Here is a 14,158-nt window from a genome sequence, read left to right as displayed (position 1 = left end):
CGTTTAAAATTAAACAATGTTAGAAAAATTTTTTGTTATAGTTTGTCTTCTCTTTTTAGGTTCCTGTGCGTCGAAAAAAGATATTTTATATTTACAAGACGCAGATAGCGCAGCTCAAAATGCAATCAATTATCAAGATGCAACAATTCAGCCCAATGATATATTAAAAATAACGGTGGAGAGTGTTGTGCCGGAAGCAGCTATTCCTTACAATAAAAACGCTTTACAAGGCGCAGTATCACAAAGTGTAGAATTAATTCAATTAGATGGCTACTTGGTATCCATTAATAACACCATTAATTTTCCGGTTTTGGGTGAGATTTCCACGCTCAATAAGACGACTATACAATTAAGTGAATTTATAAAAGCCAGTTTAATTTCTGGTGGGCATTTGTCTAATCCGACCGTAAATGTGAGGTTGATTAATGCTAAGGTCACAGTATTGGGTGAGGTAAATAATCCTGGTACTTTTCAGTATATGGAACAAAATATGACTATTTTACAAGCAATAGGATATGCAAAGGATTTAACAATAAACGGAAAAAGAAATGACGTTTTAATTACAAGAGAAGCCGATGGGATGCGTAAAGTAGCCCATATTGATTTGACGTCTGCCGAGTTTATGAATAGTGAGTTTTATTATATTAAACCTAATGATTTAATAGTCGTTAACCCTAATGATACTAAGGTTAAAGAGTCAGGATTCATTGGAAATATAGGGACGGTTCTTACAATAGCCTCTTTAGCTTTAACTATAACGATTTTACTGGCCCGATAATAGATATATGGATAATTTAATTAACTACAAAGAAGGTGAGGAGAACAACTTAGATGTAAAACAGGAAGTGTTTCGTTATCTACGCTATTGGCCTTGGTTTGCATTAGCGTTAGTAATTGCTTTAATAAGTGCATTTACGTACTTACGGTATTCCCATCGCATATATGAAACAAGTTCTAAGATTAAAATTTTAGATGAATCTGAGGGCTTAGAATTACCTTCTTCGGCGTTTGTCTTCAATCGTTCTAACATTAACTTAGAAAATGAGAGTGAAATTCTAACATCGTATTTAATTATAGATCGCGTTGTTAGAGAATTAAATTTGTCAACAAGGTTTTATGAGGATGGAACTGTTGTCACATCTCAGATAGACAATTTACCTTTAGATTTTCATCAGATTATAGAGCCTGATAGTATCGAAGAAAGCTCATCTTACAAGATTAATGTTAAGAGTAAAGGCTTTGAAGTCATAAATTTAGGAACAGAAGAATTATTGACTTTTTCTGAGTTTAGTACTTTTAATACCGAGCATCACTTACCATTTAATATAAGGTCACTTACTGCAGATTATACGCAATTAATAATAGGTAAATCATATATAGTTCAATTTATTCCTGTTAAAAGCGCTACACTAGATCTTAAGTCTAAAATTAATATTGGAGCTATAGGTGAGCAAAGTGATTTGCTTAAGTTGAGTATCAAAGGAGAGAGTAAAGTACTTTCTGAAAGTATATTAAATACATTGATGGATGTCTTTGATAAAGATGGTATTAGTGATCGCCAGTTGGTATCTAAGCGTACCTTGGATTTTATTGATGGCCGTTTTGTGTTTTTAGCAGAAGAGTTAGATTCAATAGAAGTTGATAGACAAGATTTTAAACAGCGCAATAATTTAGTAGATATTACTGTCGATGCTGAATTGGGTTTAGAACAGCGGACAAAGTCTGAACAAGAAGTGTTTCAAATAGAAAGTCAACTTGAATTATCTCGTTTATTAGAAACGTCTTTAAATGAAAATTCGGAATCAGATTTATTACCCTCTAATATTGGTGTTGATAATTCTAGTATCAATATACTTATTGCTGAGTATAATAATGCCGTAATTAATAGAGATAAGATTTTAAATAGTGGGGGGGTTAATAACCCTTTGGTAAAGCAAGCAGTATCTCAAGTAGAAAGCCTAAAGGCTAATATTAATAGATCTTTAAAATCGTATGTGAGTCAATTAGAAGCCTCTAGTCAGAAGCTCAATATTCGAAATCAACGGTTTATTGGTAAAGTATCTCAAATTCCACAAAAAGAGAAACTCCTGAGGGCTATTAATCGTCAACAACATATTAAAGAGAGTTTATATCTTTTATTATTACAAAAACGGGAAGAAGCCGCCATAAATTTAGCAATTACAGAACCTTCTATAAAGGTGGTTGAATACGCTTTGTCTGGATCTATACCTATCTCTCCAAAGTCTAAGGTTATTTATGCTGTCGCCATTTTAGGCGGATTGCTAATTCCGTTTGGACTATTATATCTCGTCTTTATGCTAGATACTAAGTTGCATGGTAAAGAGGATATCATTAAAATAAATTCAAAAACACCAATTATAGGTGAAATTCCAGATGTAAAAACGAAAGAAGAAGACATCTTTGATGACCCTAATGCTCGAACAGCTTTAGCTGAATCCTTCAGGATTTTAAGTTCTAATGTAGATTTTATTTTACCGGTTAGGGACGATGGAAAAGCAAAGGTGATTTACTGTACATCAACCATTAAAGGTGAAGGAAAAACATTTATTAGTCTTAATTTATCTTTAGCCTTGTCTAGTATAAACAAAAAAGTACTTTTAATCGGTGCGGATTTAAGAAACCCACAGATTCATAATCGTATTAATGAAGACAAGCACAAGCCAGGCTTATCTAATTATCTTCATGATGGTAATTATGACTGGAGAGATTCTTTAATCAAAGGTTTTGAAAAGCATCCTAATCATAGTATTATGTTATCTGGAAGTATTCCTCCCAATCCAGCACAACTTCTAACTAATGGTCGTTTCACTAAGTTAATAGAAGAAGCTAAAGAGGAATTTGACTATATTATAGTTGATACGGCTCCAACTATTTTAGTAACCGATACGATGCTAATTTCTCAACTAGCGGATGCCACAGTGTATTTAGCTAGAGCCAACTATACAGACAAGAATCTTTTAAAGTACTCTAAAGACCTCGCTGAAACAGGTAAATTAAAAAACATGGCGTACGTGATTAATAGTGTTGGAGCGAGTAAATCTTATGGTTACGGTTACAACTATGGCTATAACTACGGTTATGGGAATCAAAAGTAATCTACAACGCCTATTCTATTTGCTTTATTCGTGACATTTGTCATACTTTATGAACGTTTTATAAATTACTTTTAAAAGTGAATTATAAAACATAGAAGTCATGAAAAATATAGAGCCAGTGTCTACCATTATGTCTACCAATATCATTACGCTGAAGAAGGATGATGAACTTGAGACAGCTGAACTTTTATTTAAAAGGTATAAAATTAGACATATTCCGGTAGTTAAAGGAAAGATTGTTATTGGTATGCTAAGTTATACCGATCTGCTCAGAATAAGCTTTGCTGATGCCGTAGATGAGACGGAAACGAATATTGAAACCTTAGTTTATAATATGTTTACGATTGAGCAAGTTATGGCTAAAAATGTAGTCACCGTAAAATCAGATACGACTATAAAGGAAGTTGCAGTAATTTTAGCTCAAAAGGAATTTCATGCGTTACCAGTTGTAGATCATGGTCGCCTAGTTGGCATTGTTACCACTACCGATTTAATTAAGTACATGTTAAACCACCTATAAAAAGTGCTCAATGCCCTGTTTTATGAATTAGCTAAATCCTTTAAGGTTGTAATAGTTGCTGTTGGGTTATTACTTTTAAAAACATGGCTGCCTGCAACAAACGTGTCCGCTCCTGCTGCTACTAATTTCTGAATATTTTTATCGGTAACTCCTCCGTCTATTTCAATGCGTGTATCTAGACCTTGCTCGTCTATCATTTTGCGTAAGTTTTTTACACGTTTGTAGGTGATATCTTCAAATTTTTGTCCACCAAACCCTGGGTTTATAGACATCAATAATATCATGTAACATTCAGGTAAAATGTCTTCTAAAACAGTTAGTGGAGTCGTGATATTAAGAACAATTCCAGCTTTGCAACCGGCATCTTTAATTTGTCTTAAAGTTCTATGTAAATGGACCGTAGATTCGTAATGCACCGTAATAATATCAGCTCCTACCTTCGCGAATTCTTCAATGTAACGTTCTGGTTTTTCAATCATTAAATGAACGTCTAAGGGTTTTGTTGCATGTTTTTTTATCGCAGCAATAACGGGCATGCCATAAGATATGTTGGGTACAAAGTGGCCGTCCATCACATCTATATGAAACCAATCTGCATCGCTATTATTTACCATTTCAGTGTCGCGTTGAAGATTGCCAAAATCGGCAGCTAGCATTGATGGAGCAATTAATTTCGAAGCCATTTTATATCTTTTTTTAATGTTTCGGCAAAGGTACTTAAAAAGTCAGGATTATATCTTCCTTTTAGGAGTAAATGGATTTTTGTACGAGTGGGTTTTGTAGAAATATTGTGAAGAGGATGGTTGAAATTTTAGCTAAGAACCGTGATTCATAAAAAAAGTGAACCCACGGTAATCAGCCGTGGGTTCTTTCATCAATCAAAAAACGAACAGTTATGTTTGTAACTGTTGTTACCTTCTTTAGGTTGGTCGTTAAAAAGACGAATACCTAACCTAAATATGTTTTTAATATTTTACTTCTAGACGTATGCTTTAAACGTCTAATTGCTTTTTCTTTTATCTGTCTTACACGTTCACGAGTTAAATCAAACGTTTCTCCTATTTCTTCTAGGGTCATAGGGTGTTGACTAGCTAATCCAAAATACAAACGAATCACGTCAGCTTCACGCGGTGTTAATGTTTCTAAAGCACGTTCTATTTCAGTTCTTAAAGATTCGTGTAATAAATCTTTATCTGGATTTGGTGATTCACCACTTCGTAATACATCATATAAGTTAGAATCTTCACCTTCTACTAAAGGAGCATCCATACTGACGTGACGACCAGAATTTTTCATAGACTCCTTAACATCGTTAATCGTCATGTCTAATTCTTTTGCAATTTCTTCTGCAGAAGGTGGGCGCTCATGACTTTGCTCTAAAAAGGCAAACGTCTTATTGATTTTATTAATAGAACCAATCTTATTTAATGGTAAACGTACAATACGAGATTGTTCAGCTAAGGCTTGCAGAATTGATTGACGAATCCACCAAACCGCATAGGATATAAATTTAAACCCACGCGTTTCATCAAAACGTTGTGCAGCTTTTATTAATCCTAAATTACCTTCATTAATTAAATCGGGTAGGGTTAAACCTTGATTTTGATATTGTTTTGCAACAGATACCACAAAACGCAGGTTAGCTTTGGTTAACTTTTCTAAAGCAAGTTGATCTCCAGCTTTGATACGTTGAGCTAATTCTACCTCTTCGTCGGCTGTAATAAGATCTACTTTACCAATTTCTTGTAAATACTTATCTAATGATGCAGTTTCCCTATTGGTAACCTGCTTGGTAATTTTAAGCTGTCTCATTTATATTTTAAGATTTGTGCAATTTTACAACAACGGTTGCTTTTATTATACGTGCTAAAACAATAAAATGTTACACAATACTAATAAATTTTTTTTTAAATCTTTAGAAGTTTTACAGTTTCTAGATTTATAGAGTCGACAGTGTCATTGGTAAATTTATAATGACCTCTCATGGTTATTAGCCTAAACCGATAAGCTTTAATCTGACTTAAGGTATTTAAAAATAACCATTTTGATTTTAATAATCTCGGCTTTTCAGATTTTAAACTTAAGTCAAATATATGTTTACGTCCTTCTTTTTCAGCAACAATATCTGGTGTTACATCTATATCGCTTCCTTTTTTATGATAGGATTTAGGAGTCTCATAACCTTTTAGGTCTGCCTTAATATTAGAAAATCCTAAATTTTCTAAATAAGATATTGAATTGCTTAGTTCTTCCGCGTATTTTATTTTGTCTTGTGTAATCATAACCTATAGTATAAGAAATTTTATTGTAAAATCCTAATTATCAGCTATTAATTTAAAAATGAGTAGCTTCTGAATCGGTTATTCAAAGCTATACTCTAACCTGTCCATCTCCGTAAACATAATATTTGTTAGTGACTAATTGGTTTAATCCTAATGGTCCGCGATGATGTAATTTGTCTGTACTAATGGCTAACTCTGCGCCAACTCCCATTTGACCTCCATCGGTAAACCTGGTAGATGCATTATGATATACAGCAGCACTATCCACGTTGTGCATAAAAGTCATAGCTTCTGCTTTTTCTTCCGTAATAATGGATGCCGAATGCTTACCAGAATACTTATTTATAGTCTCAATGGCGTCCTCTAATGACGCGACTTCTCCAATAAGTAATTTTAAAGCTAAAAATTCTTCATACCATATGTCATGATTTGAAATGGTCTCATTTTGCGGTAAAATATCAGCTACCTTATTATCAACTAGAATTTCAACCTTATGTTGTTCTAATTTTTGCTGCAGCATGTTTAATTTTGTTTCGTATTGTGGTAAATTTTTATTGATAAGTACTTTATCTAAAGCATTGCATCCAGATATTTTATCTGTTTTTGCATTAATAATTACATTTACAGCTTTACTCCAATCGGCGTGTTCAGATACGTACAAAAAGTTGTTACCGCGTCCGCTGACTAAGACAGCACAAGTGGCATGTGTTTTTACAAAATGAATGAGTCGCTCACCACCACGAGGAACTATTAAATCTAGAGGCTCTGTTGGGTTTTTTAAAAATTCTTGAGTTTCTTCGCGCTTTAAATGTAGTAGTTTAATCCAATCTTTAGACAGACCGTTGTCTTCTAAAGCTTCATGCCAGCATTGTTCTAAAATAAGGTTACTATTTAAAGCTTCTTTTCCGCCTTTTAATAAAATCTTATTATTGGCTTTAAACGCTAAAACGGCGGCTTCGATGGTTACATCTGGTCGTGATTCGTAAATTATTAAAATGGTACCAAAAGGGGCCGTTGTATTAACGATGTTGAGTTTGTTCTTTAAGGTTGTGTTAGAAATTTCTTTTCCAACAGGGTCCTCTTGAAGCATTACAGCTTTTACCGCTGCCATCATCTCATCTACCTTTTTATCATTTACAATAAGACGGTCATATAAGGCTTGGTCTTCTTTTTTAAAAGCATTTAAGTCTTTTTTATTGGCTTCAATAATAGTGTTTCGTTCACGATCTAAAATCTGAAGCATTGATTTTAAGACGTTGTTTTTTATGTCTGTATTTAAAAGTTTCATGTGTATGTTTTTAACTAAAAGTTATTTAGGCACTAATGAATTTAGTTCCTACTTTTTTATTATTTATGATATCTACAATAACATTTTCTCTTTTGCCATTGGCGATATACGTCGGAATGTTTTTATTGGCGGTTCCCTTCGCAATTTTTAATTTTGAAGCCATACCACCACGTCCTTCTCCTTCTTTCTTATCGGAAGCTTGAACATATTTTTCTACATTCTGATTGGTGACCACAGTGTTTAATAGTTTTGAATCATCATCATCTGGATGACCATTATATAGTCCGTCCGTATCAGACAAAATAATTAATCGATCGGCATCTATCAGTTCGGCAACTAAACTTGCTAATTCGTCATTATCCGAAAACATGGACATGGTCAATGAAACGGCATCATCTTCATTAGCAATAGGAATGACCCCTTCTGAGAGTAACCCTTCGTAACAATTTATCATATTTTCACGGTGTTTACCTATATCAAAATCGCGTTTTGTCGCTAAGACTTGAGCGCATCTCATACCGTAGTCATTAAAAAGACTATAGTAATGTCTCATCATTCGTGGTTGCCCAACAGAAGAGTAGACCTGTCGTCTTATCGACTTGTCTTTAATGGTTGTTTCACCTAATATTTCCATGCCTGCCATTGCGGATCCAGAAGACACAAGAATAACCATAATATCTTCTTCATATAGCACAGATATTTGCCTTACCAATTCGCGAAGTACTGGTCCTAAAATTCTGTTATCTTTATTTGTTAATACGTTGGTTCCTACTTTTACGACCACACGTTTTATCTCTGTATTCATCATTTTATTTGTCTTTACCCAATTCTACAGCACGATCAAAAGCGGCATAAGCGGCATCCTGAATTAACTGTTTTACGTTATTATCATCCATAGAATCAATAGCGGCTTGGGTTGTACCTCCTTTTGATGCTACTTTATTTATCCAAGATTTTGGTGAAATATTATTTTGATTGAAGAGCTCAATGGCACCTTCAAACGTACTACTTACTAAAATTTTGGAATCATAATCTGAAAAGCCCATTTTTTGTGCAGCTTCTAACATAGATTGCATGAAGTAAAAAACATACGCTGGTCCACTACCTGAAATCCCTGTGGATGCATCAATGAAATTTTCAGTTTTTACATGTATTGATGTTCCCGTGGTATCTAATAGGTTTCTAACCATTATGAGTTCTACATTAGAAACCGTTTTGGATGCTGTATAGGATGTTACTCCTTTACCAACTTGTGCTGGTAGATTAGGCATTGTTCGTATGACTTTATTAACGTCTAATTTTTGTTGAATAGTGTCAATAGTGACACCAGCCATTAAGGATACAAAAATTTGGTTATCATTAATCATGGTTTTCATTTGTTGAAATAACCCATCACTATGATAGGGTTTTACCGCGATAAAAACGATATCTGCTTTTGGTAAACAATCATCTAAATTATCATAAACGATAAATCTAGAATCTTTACTCAGGCTTTCTATTTTTTTTGGATCGGTATCATAAATTCTTAATTTATGTTTACTGATTAGTGGCGATTCAGCCATCCCTTCAGCATAGGTAAAGCCCATGTTTCCGGCTCCAATTACTAGTACTTTCATATTTTATTTAGTTAATAAGTTAACTGTCAGTTGTCTTAATAACCACAACTACTATGCGATAGTGCCAAAATGAAATTATGATTTAAAGAATTTTGATATCCTAAAGCTTTTATGTAAATAGTTAAGAAATTGAAATGTTTAGAGGGTAATTGTTTGTAATGTCGTAATTGCTAAAAAAAGTTAAAAGTGTAATTGTGACAGACTGTCGGTGACAAATTGGAAAATTAAATATAAAAAGCCTATGAAATTAGAATTTCATAGGCTCATATTGTTTTAAAAAGATTTTATATTATACCTCAACTAATTCGCGAGTTAGCCATCCTCTTCTACTCGCCGTTGCAATCGCATAAGGTGTAATCCAAAACAAAGCGAATGTAAATAATATACTGTATGAGTATGCCCAAAAGCCTTGCGTGGTTTTATATTGACTTGTAAAAAATAAAACTGAAAATGTGGATGCTATCAATATGCTAACTAATGTTGATCCTAAAAATAATAATGGATGTACAACTACGAAAAACAACATTGAAATTAATAGCGGGTAACTCATTAATAATTTTACGAATTGACTAATAAATAAGATTCTAGTTCCAGATTTACCTTTAGCTCTAAAGTTCGTAAAAACATATTTTGCCATTTCTAGATTTTCTCTCACATTACTTCTTCCCCAACGAATAAACATTTTATATAGACCCATATATTGATCGGGTACGTTGGTAAAAGCCACAGCATTCTTCTGAAACAAGACGTGCTTTCCTTGTTTTAAGATCATATTAGTCATAGCTCTGTCTTCACCGATATCGGAAGGTTTCCCCATAAATGTTTGGTTAATCCATTGGGGTAAACATTGATGTACAGCGGTACTTCTATACGCAGCCAATGCACCTGGTGTACACAATACGGAGTTTAGATTGCTTTCTGCAGAACGTACAAATTCAAAACTCAATACAAAACTAACGTCAAGCATTTTTGGAAGCATTTCCTTTTTATTGTTTAACACTCTTATGTTTCCAGCGACGGCACCACAGTTGTCATCTTTTACAAAAGGGCTAACTAAGTTTCTTAATGTATCTTCTGTAACGATAGAATCACTATCTACTGTCACATAAATATTACCTGTGCCTAAATTGAATCCACGGTAAAGGGCATGACGTTTCCCTTGGTTTTCTGGTTGTTGGTAAATTTCTAACCGATCACCTAGAATTTTTTTAGCATCAAGCATCCATTCCCAAGTGTCGTCTTTACTACCATCATCGATAGAAATAATTTGTAATTTTTGCTTTGGATAGTTGCTATTATCTAAACTTACTAAGGTGTCATAAACTTGCTTGCCCTCGTTATAAGCAGGAACAATAACTGTAACCGTTGGTAATTCATGGTCTGAAACAGAAGCAATAGGCTTGTATTTAAAATAATTATAGGCTTTGTAAATGAAGAATAATGCTTTAAAAGCTAAAAGTGTTGTCGCTAAAACTATAAAAGTGTAGCCAACGGTAGTACTCATTTTGTCGGCATTAAATTGTTCAAAATCATTATAAAAAACAGAGAGGAAATAGACTCCTAAAATGAGAAGTAAAAACGTACTAAATAGAACAATTTTGTTATATGGATTTTCTGTTATTGATGTGCTAGTAAGAAATAAGTTAAATTGATTAGATAATTTTTTGGTTCGATTTTTAGAGGTTGAAATGTTATTTTTTGAGGAGGTTGATTTTGATGTCATACATTTAGTTTTTGATGTGATCGATTAAAACAGATGTACGTTTAATATTACAATTTAGATTTTTTTTGAGTTTTATTTAACATTCACAAATTTAGTTTCGGTGGTATAAACCAACGCTGAAGTCAATGATGAATTCATAGGGTAGGATAACTAAATAAGTGATTGTTATTTTATCATTTCAGTCAAATATACGATGCCGAAAATCCATCCAACATAAAGTAAAGTGTAGGTTATGGCGTAAACTACTGAAATTGCAATTTCCCCTTTTGTGTCTTTTGATTTATTAAAAACGAATTTTAATGCTCTGAAAAAAATCCAATACAACATTGCTAATAGTATAAAAAGCGAAAACCAAAATACAGCTTCTAAAATGATTAGTAAAACAACGAGTAAGATTGTCATCCCAATCCACAATACTATTGATAAAACTAATCCACTAATGACGTCGCCACCATCAATTGATGGAGTTTCAAAAGTCGGTGTAGCATTTCCTATTAAATTTCCCCGTTTAAAACACTGAAATTTCGGGAAATTATCAATCAATCCAATTCCCTTGTAAAGTCCGTAAGCCATAAATAGGAATAGTGATAAGGTTATAATACTATGTTAGTATCATTTTTTCGGAAGTCTTATTTTGGCTAACATGTTTCTTTAGTCTTAAAATGATATGCAAACTTAATAGCAATACAATTTTTTAGTTATGAAGACATGGCTCTAAAGTAATGGAATTGATAATGGTTACGATAAAGTGTTGAATATAAGGATATAAAAAAAAGCCTATCAAATGTTGATAGGCTTTTTAATATATTAAGATTTGAAAAGAAATTAATCTTCCTTTTTATCTTGTCTTGGCTTACGATCATCACGTCTGTTATCACGTCCGCGATTATCTCTTCCTCTATTGTTATCACGTCCACCAGAACGTTTATCATCTCTTGGTGGTCTTGCTACATAACCTTCTGGTTTTGGTAACAATGCTTTACGAGATACTTTCTCTTTACGTGTTCTAGAATCAATTCCGAAGTACTTCACATCAAAAACATCTCCCATGTTTACCACATCGGATACATTTTCTGTACGTTCCCAAGCTAATTCAGATACGTGTAATAACACTTCGTTACCTGGTGCATCCATATACTCAACAACAGCACCAAAATCTAACATCTTGATTACTTTTACTTCGTAAACGCTACCAACTTCTGGCTTAAATAAAATAGCATCAATTTTTGCCATTACAGCATTGATACCTGTTTTACCAACACCCATAATTTCAACAATACCTTCTTCAGTCACTGGATCTTCGTTAATAACGATAGTGGTCTCAGTTTCCTTTTGCATTTCTTGAATTACTTTTCCACCAGGTCCAATTAAGGCTCCAATGAATTCGTTTGGTACACGTCTTGTCACCATTGTAGGTGCATGATCTTTAACATCTACATTTGGCTCAGCAATAGTAGAAGTTAATTTTTCTAAGATATGTAAACGACCAGCACGTGCTTGTTGTAAAGCATTCACAAGGATTTCGTATGATAATCCTTTTACTTTAATATCCATCTGGCAAGCGGTAATACCATCTGCAGTACCTGTCACTTTAAAGTCCATATCACCTAAGTGATCTTCATCACCTAAAATATCAGATAATACAGCGTATTTTCCAGAGTCTGCATCAGAAATTAACCCCATGGCAATACCAGAAACTGGTTTTTTCATTTGCACACCAGCATCCATAAGTGCCATCGTACCAGAACAAACTGTTGCCATAGACGATGAACCATTAGATTCTAATACTTCAGAAACAACACGTACTGTGTAAGGACAATCTGCAGGAATCATACCTTTTAAGGCACGTTGTGCTAAGTTACCATGACCAACTTCTCTACGAGATGTTCCACGGATTGGTCTTGCCTCACCAGTACAAAACGGTGGGAAGTTATAGTGTAAATAGAAACGCTCTTCTCCTTCTTGAGATGGCATATCAATTTGGTTAGCATCTCTAGAGGTACCTAAAGTTACCGTTGCTAAAGCTTGTGTTTCTCCACGTGTAAAGATTGAAGACCCATGTGTTGATGGTAAGTAATCTACCTCACACCAGATTGGTCTAATTTCGTCTGTCTTACGACCATCTAAACGTAAACCTTCATCTAAGGTTAAATCTCTAATAGCTGCTTTTTCAGCTTTACGGTAATAGTCAGAAACTAAACCTCCGTAATCTGCTAATTCTTCTTCAGAAAACGTCGCTTTAATATCTTCTTTTATTTGTTGAAAAGCAGCACTTCTTTCATGCTTAGAAGATCCAGCTTTTGCAATAGCATACACTTTATCGTACGCCATGTCATGTACTTTCTTCTCTAAATCTTCGTCTTTTCTTTCTGGTTGGTATTCACGCGTCGGTTTCTTGCCAAATGCCTCTGCTAATTTTAGTTGCGCAGCACATTGTATTTTAATATGCTCGTGTGCAAACTTAATAGCATCTGCCATTTCTTCTTCAGAAATCTCATCCATTTCACCTTCTACCATCATCACAGAATCGGCAGAAGCACCAATCATCATATCAATGTCAGACGCTTCTAATTGCGCTAATGTTGGGTTAATGATGAATTCACCATTAATACGTCCAACTCTAGCTTCAGAAATCGCACATTCAAATGGGAAGTCTGATAATTGAATCGCTGCCGAAGCGGCTAAACCTGCCATTGCATCTGGCATAACTTCTGGGTCATGAGACATTAACTGAATCATTACCTGAGTTTCAGAATGGTAATCTTTTGGAAATAATGGACGTAATACACGGTCTACTAAACGCATTGTTAATACTTCTCCATCACTAGGTCTTGCTTCTCTTTTGAAGAAACCACCTGGATAACGCCCAGCGGCAGCAAATTTTTCTCTGTAATCTACAGTTAGTGGAAGGAAGTCTACATCTTTTTGTTCGTAGTTAGAAACAACTGTACATAATAACATACATTTTCCTGACTGAACAACAACAGAACCATGTGCCTGTTTTGCTAATTTTCCGGTTTCGATAGAAATTTCTCTACCATCACCAAGGTCAATGACCTCTCTAAAAACTTTTGGAATCATAAATTTTTTAATTCTAATTAAACAATGGTCGTTGTGTTGTTGTGTGTAGTTGTTGTCTGTGACCAATGAAAAACCGCGGATCCTAAACTTCACTTTAGGATTTTCTGCTATTTTTTTTACGATTGTTTTACTCTTACGTTTGAGTTATATAAAAACAAAAAGCCACGCTAAATGCGTGGCCTTAATATTGAGATTATTTTCTTAATCCTAATTCTTTTACTATCGCACGATATCTTAAGATATCTTTCTTAGTTAAGTAATCTAGTAAGCTTCTTCTTTTACCTACTAACTTTACTAATGAACGCTCAGTGTTAAAATCTTTACGATTCTTTTTTAAGTGCTCAGTTAAGTGATTAATTCTTGCAGTAAATAATGCAATCTGTCCTTCTGCAGAACCAGTGTTTTTTGCATCACCACCATGTTTTTTAAAGATTTCCTCTTTTCCTTTTTGATCTAAATACATGCTAATATTATTGTAAATGATTTTTATGTACACGAAAGCCTCTCTTTCGAGCGGCAAATATACTACTTT

Annotated in this window: 13 protein-coding genes; 3 read left to right on the top strand and 10 right to left on the bottom strand. The window is 34.0% G+C overall.

Features of this window, described 5'->3' with window-relative positions:
* Positions 1-16: 16 nt before the first annotated feature.
* The 3 genes from KO515_RS04950 to KO515_RS04940 all read left to right on the top strand — a co-directional run bounded on the left by KO515_RS04950 (position 17) and on the right by KO515_RS04940 (position 3,636).
* Complete coding sequence (locus tag KO515_RS04950; protein WP_215935267.1) at positions 17-778, top strand: polysaccharide biosynthesis/export family protein; 762 nt, start codon at positions 17-19, stop codon at positions 776-778.
* A 7-nt stretch (positions 779-785) separates the two neighbouring features.
* The gene (locus KO515_RS04945; RefSeq protein ID WP_215935266.1) at positions 786-3,116 is read left to right on the top strand and encodes a GumC family protein; all 2,331 of its coding nucleotides are present in this window, start codon (positions 786-788) and stop codon (positions 3,114-3,116) included.
* A gap of 100 nt (positions 3,117-3,216) precedes the next feature.
* Positions 3,217-3,636, top strand: coding sequence for a CBS domain-containing protein (locus tag KO515_RS04940; RefSeq protein WP_215935265.1), 420 nt, complete (start codon positions 3,217-3,219; stop codon positions 3,634-3,636).
* Positions 3,637-3,656: 20 nt separating this feature from the next.
* On the opposite strand, the gene rpe is transcribed toward KO515_RS04940, so the two are convergent.
* From rpe to rpsO, 10 genes are all read right to left on the bottom strand, one after another.
* Positions 3,657-4,319, bottom strand: coding sequence for a ribulose-phosphate 3-epimerase (gene rpe / locus KO515_RS04935; protein ID WP_215935264.1), 663 nt, complete (start codon positions 4,317-4,319; stop codon positions 3,657-3,659).
* Between the two features lie 265 nt (positions 4,320-4,584).
* A complete protein-coding gene (locus tag KO515_RS04930; protein WP_215935263.1) occupies positions 4,585-5,448 on the bottom strand; it encodes a sigma-70 family RNA polymerase sigma factor in 864 nt (287 codons plus the stop codon).
* A 95-nt stretch (positions 5,449-5,543) separates the two neighbouring features.
* Positions 5,544-5,918: a hypothetical protein gene (locus KO515_RS04925; protein WP_215935262.1), complete on the bottom strand. Its 375-nt coding sequence runs from the start codon at positions 5,916-5,918 to the stop codon at positions 5,544-5,546.
* A gap of 88 nt (positions 5,919-6,006) precedes the next feature.
* Entirely contained in the window at positions 6,007-7,206 is a 1,200-nt protein-coding gene (locus tag KO515_RS04920; protein ID WP_215935261.1) for a glutamate-5-semialdehyde dehydrogenase, read from the bottom strand.
* A 25-nt stretch (positions 7,207-7,231) separates the two neighbouring features.
* The gene (proB, locus tag KO515_RS04915; protein WP_215935552.1) at positions 7,232-8,011 is read right to left on the bottom strand and encodes a glutamate 5-kinase; all 780 of its coding nucleotides are present in this window, start codon (positions 8,009-8,011) and stop codon (positions 7,232-7,234) included.
* A 4-nt stretch (positions 8,012-8,015) separates the two neighbouring features.
* Positions 8,016-8,822 carry a pyrroline-5-carboxylate reductase gene (gene proC / locus KO515_RS04910; RefSeq protein ID WP_215935260.1) on the bottom strand — a complete coding sequence of 269 codons (807 nt, stop codon included), beginning with the start codon at positions 8,820-8,822 and terminating at the stop codon, positions 8,016-8,018.
* Positions 8,823-9,111: 289 nt separating this feature from the next.
* Positions 9,112-10,545 (bottom strand): glycosyltransferase, encoded by a 1,434-nt coding sequence (locus KO515_RS04905; RefSeq protein WP_215935259.1) that lies wholly within the window; start codon positions 10,543-10,545, stop codon positions 9,112-9,114.
* A 165-nt stretch (positions 10,546-10,710) separates the two neighbouring features.
* Positions 10,711-11,118 (bottom strand): hypothetical protein, encoded by a 408-nt coding sequence (locus KO515_RS04900; protein ID WP_215935258.1) that lies wholly within the window; start codon positions 11,116-11,118, stop codon positions 10,711-10,713.
* 252 nt (positions 11,119-11,370) lie between these two features.
* Positions 11,371-13,626 carry a polyribonucleotide nucleotidyltransferase gene (locus tag KO515_RS04895; protein ID WP_215935257.1) on the bottom strand — a complete coding sequence of 752 codons (2,256 nt, stop codon included), beginning with the start codon at positions 13,624-13,626 and terminating at the stop codon, positions 11,371-11,373.
* 193 nt (positions 13,627-13,819) lie between these two features.
* Positions 13,820-14,089, bottom strand: coding sequence for a 30S ribosomal protein S15 (rpsO, locus tag KO515_RS04890; RefSeq protein ID WP_215935256.1), 270 nt, complete (start codon positions 14,087-14,089; stop codon positions 13,820-13,822).
* Positions 14,090-14,158 lie beyond the last annotated feature (69 nt).

The sequence above is a fragment of the Winogradskyella psychrotolerans genome (assembly GCF_018860545.1).
GTDB classification, from domain to species: domain Bacteria; phylum Bacteroidota; class Bacteroidia; order Flavobacteriales; family Flavobacteriaceae; genus Winogradskyella; species Winogradskyella psychrotolerans_A.
Note: the sequence above shows the minus strand (reverse complement) of the source record. Positions and strands in the feature narration are given on the sequence as shown.